Source organism: Thiocapsa sp., assembly GCF_011390875.1.
In the GTDB taxonomy this organism is placed as follows: Bacteria; Pseudomonadota; Gammaproteobacteria; order Chromatiales; family Chromatiaceae; genus Thiocapsa.
The window spans coordinates 1-2,622 of record NZ_JAABRP010000379.1; the positions used below are offsets into that span (position 1 = coordinate 1).

The 2,622-nt window shown below is 61.6% G+C and carries 3 protein-coding genes; 1 reads left to right on the forward strand and 2 read right to left on the reverse strand.

Annotated features, from left to right (window positions below; genetic code table 11):
* Positions 1 to 325 precede the first annotated feature (325 nt).
* Together GPT33_RS18660 and aqpZ are read right to left on the reverse strand one after the other, a co-directional pair.
* The gene (locus tag GPT33_RS18660; RefSeq protein ID WP_296812122.1) at positions 326 to 682 is read right to left on the reverse strand and encodes a hypothetical protein; all 357 of its coding nucleotides are present in this window, start codon (positions 680 to 682) and stop codon (positions 326 to 328) included.
* Positions 683 to 909: 227 nt separating this feature from the next.
* A complete protein-coding gene (aqpZ, locus tag GPT33_RS18665; RefSeq protein WP_296812125.1) occupies positions 910 to 1,647 on the reverse strand; it encodes an aquaporin Z in 738 nt (245 codons plus the stop codon).
* A gap of 199 nt (positions 1,648 to 1,846) precedes the next feature.
* Between aqpZ and GPT33_RS18670 the strand changes: the two genes are divergently transcribed.
* Positions 1,847 to 2,622, forward strand: a 776-nt coding sequence (locus tag GPT33_RS18670; RefSeq protein ID WP_296812128.1) for an alpha/beta hydrolase, incomplete at its 3' end; no start/stop codon positions are given.

Here is a 2,622-nt window from a genome sequence, read left to right on the forward strand (position 1 = left end):
CCGGTTCCGTCGATCGTCGGAGCTGGCGCGGCCAAGCCAATCCAACAAACTACGCATACCGCACTGGGCGCGGTTTAGAGTAAGCATCCCGACCGCTTTAGGGCCTGTAGGGGCAACTTCAGTCGCCCCGACCAGGTCAGTAGATGCTTTCCCGAAACTCGCCCCACTGGTCCAATGTCGACATGTATCGGCCGTACCGTGCATATGACGTCTGGTGGTCGTCTATTAGACCCGCCGGTAGGGTGGAGGAGCGAAAGCGAAGTCCACCGCATCTTGCCCCGACGCAGGTGGCCTGCACCGGTGAACTGCGCGGGGCTTGTCCACCCTACCGATTTTCGGTGGGCGGTAAGAAGGGCATGAGGTGCCCCTCCGTATCCAGGGTCCAACGTGTCCCGTCGGTCGCAGGGATCCCGGTCTCCAGGCGCCAGCGTTCTGGCAGAGGGCGGGGCAGAGCGAGCATGCCGCCGCCCGGGGTATCCATCAGGGTGAACTCCAGTCGGCCGTTGATTGGGTCCTTGATCTCGACGCGAACGCGCCAGCAGCCGTTCCACTCGCGATAGAAGTCAAAGGCCAGCTCGACGGGACCGACGAGCTCCGTCAGGATGGTACGAATCAGATTGCGTGCGACATTCACGCGCCGGCGCAGGTCGGTCAAGGGGATCGGAAGCGGTTCCTGCAGCATGCTGTGTCTCGGCCTTCGGAGTTCAACTCATCCTACAGGCGGGAGTCGGAACCGCAAAGGGTGATCCGTTCACAATGACACCCTGTCCGCGGGTGACTTGGATCGGCGATGGCGTGGGCGCGAAGGGCCAATTGCCGGACCGGTCGATCACCGATCGACCGGTCCGTCTTTCGGTCGCGTGCGTCGGGGCCTTTGGGTGCAGCCGATACCCAAAGCCCCTGCTCGCGTCAAGCCGTATGCTTTTGCTCGAACAGGCGATACACCACGCCGGCAATCGCCGCGCCGATCAGCGGACCGACCCAGAACAACCAGAGCTGGCTCGCGGCCTGACCTTGCCCGCCGGTGAGCAGCGCCAACGCGGGTCCGGTGCTGCGCGCCGGGTTCACCGAGGTGTTGGTGATCGGAATGGAGATCAGATGGATCAGCGTGAGCGCCAGGCCGATGGCGAGGCCCGCATGGGTGCCGATGCCGCGCTTGTCGGTCGCGCCCAGGATAATGAAGAGGAACATGGCTGTCATGACGATCTCGGTCACCAGCCCGGCGATCATGCCGTAGCCTTGCGGAGAGAGACTGTCGTAACCGTTGACGGCAAGGCTATTGGCTGCGAGGGTAAAGGTTGCCTGCCCCTCTTTATGCACGCCCATGTCTGCAGCGATGAACCAGATCAGGAACGCGGCGGCAATGGCACCGAGAACCTGGGCGATCACATAGACCGGAAGGTCGGCGAAGGGGAACCGACCGCCCACGGCGAGTCCCAGCGAGACGGCGGGATTCAAATGGCAGCCGGAGATATGACCGATGGCATAGGCCATCGTCAATACGGTCAAACCGAAAGCGAAAGAGACGCCCAGATAGCCGATTCCGACATCGGGAACGCCTGCTGCAAAGACGGCGGCACCGCAGCCGCCAAGTACAAGCCAGAAGGTCCCGATCAGCTCGGCGAGCGCGCGTGTCATGAGTGGCATCAAAATGTCCTCCGGTAAGATGAAACATGAAAACGCGGCGTATCATAGTGCCTGTTTGGCTTGCACACTATCTGTTTCTTCGTCTCGATGCCCTGCGTTAAATACTTTCGTTTTTAGTGGGATTTCTGCTGTCCGACATCGGTTTGGTGTCGCGTCGGTGGTGGCCGAGATTAACCTTTTTTCAATAGGTATAAGCCGAATGAATCGGACCTTCGCGTGGATGTCGGCCCTCATGCTGACGGTTGCGGTTTTGTCGGGCTGTGCGACCAAGCCCCGGCAGCTGATGCCGACGCCTCTGGTCTATCAAGAGCCGAACGGGCAGGTGCTCTTCGAGCAAATCGCAACCACGCAACAGCGCCCCGAAGTCGATCTTCTCTTTATCACCAATCGGGCCGCAGAGGACGATCCCGAAAGCCGCCTCCCCTATGGGCAGACGCGCCGTAAAGGGATGGTGTTCGGCTCGGCCGAGGTGCGCATGGTCCCCGCGATCGATTGGGAGACCTTGAAGGCCCAGAGTCGGCTTGCCGAGCGGACGCGCGAGGTGGCCCTCGAGCTCGGGGCGGTCAAGGAGTCGGGGGCATTCCCGTCTGAGCCCTACCGGATTATTCGGGCGGGCGAGACTACGCTAAGTCGGGATCCGGTCGAGATGCGCGAGTTCGACGAGACCAAGGCGGCCTTTCAGGATGAGATCCAGCGTCGCTTGGCCATGTCGCCGAAGAAGGAGGTCATGCTCTACGTCCATGGCTTCAACGAGACCTTTGCCACGGCGGCATTTACGGCCGCGGAGCTGTGTCACTTCTTCGGTCGCGAGCAGGTCTGCAGTTTCTTTACCTGGCCGGCATCCTCGACCGGCAACTTCCTGATCTCCTACACCACCACCACTGAATCCGCCGAGTACGCGGTCGACCATCTCAAAAAGAGCCTGCGCATGATCGCGGCGACGCCCGGTGTGGAGCGGATTCAGCTGCTCGCGCA

Coding starts and splice junctions, on each gene's coding strand:
- GPT33_RS18660 (WP_296812122.1), bottom strand. CDS start 682: ATGCTGCAGGAACCGCTTCCGATCCCCTTGACCGACCTGCGCCGGCGC.
- aqpZ (WP_296812125.1), bottom strand. CDS start 1,647: ATGCCACTCATGACACGCGCGCTCGCCGAGCTGATCGGGACCTTCTGG.